The 727-nt window shown below is 57.2% G+C and carries 1 protein-coding gene and 2 pseudogenes; all 3 read left to right on the top strand.

The window, feature by feature from the left end; all coding sequences use genetic code 11:
* Window positions 1-182 (top strand): annotated as a pseudogene (gene ureC, locus ACR0E6_RS22220) (urease subunit alpha); the annotation flags it as partial.
* Window positions 183-200: 18 nt separating this feature from the next.
* Window positions 201-653 carry an urease accessory protein UreE gene (gene ureE / locus ACR0E6_RS22215; RefSeq protein ID WP_170378524.1) on the top strand — a complete coding sequence of 151 codons (453 nt, stop codon included), beginning with the start codon at window positions 201-203 and terminating at the stop codon, window positions 651-653.
* Window positions 637-727 (top strand): annotated as a pseudogene (locus ACR0E6_RS22210) (urease accessory protein UreF); the annotation flags it as partial. The gene ureE and the pseudogene ACR0E6_RS22210, both read left to right, overlap by 17 nt.

The following is a 727-nucleotide window of genomic DNA, read 5'->3' as shown; positions in this document are numbered from 1 at the left end:
CGAAACAAACCGTCGCCGTGCGCAACACGCGCGACATCGGCAAGCAGGATTTGCTGCTGAATGATGCAACGCCCCAGATCGAGGTTGATCCGGAAACCTATGAGGTCCGAGCCGATGGGGAGTTGCTCACCTGTCAACCTGCCGAAGTGCTGCCGATGGCGCAGCGCTATTTCATGTTCTGATTTGAAAAGGAGGCCACGATGACCACTGCGATCAAAACCGCCCGTATCTATCATGATCACCACCACGATCCGGCGCATGCTCAGGTCTCGCTGGACTATGACGGGCGTTTCCTGCGCCGCAAAATGCTGGCCACCGATGATGGTGAGTCCTTTTTGGTCGATCTGGCGCACACGAAATCCCTCGACCATGGTGGGGTTCTGGTGCTGGAGGATGGGCGCGAGATTGAAATCATCGCCGCACCGGAAGAGTTGCTGGAAATCAGCGGGGACAATCTGCTGCATCTTGCCTGGCATATTGGTAATCGCCACACGCCCTGTCAGATCGAAGCCGACCGGCTCCTTATACAACGCGATCATGTCATTCGCGATATGCTGCTGAAACTGGGGGCCGAAATCCAAGAGGTCGTTGAGCCCTTCACCCCCGAAGGCGGCGCCTATGGTCATGGCAGGACACATGGCCACGCCCACTAATTCCGATATCCTGACCTTGGTGCAGTGGTTGTCCCCGGCCTATCCGGTCGGCGGTTTCGCCTATTCTCATGGGT

This window comes from Ruegeria sp. AP12 (assembly GCF_056540025.1).
The sequence above is the reverse complement of the archived record's forward strand: the minus strand, read 5'-3'. Positions and strand labels throughout refer to the sequence as shown.

What these genes read in the sequence shown, in the direction of transcription:
- ureE (WP_170378524.1), top strand. Translation starts at nt 201, where the DNA reads ATGACCACTGCGATCAAAACCGCCCGTATCTATCATGATCACCACCAC.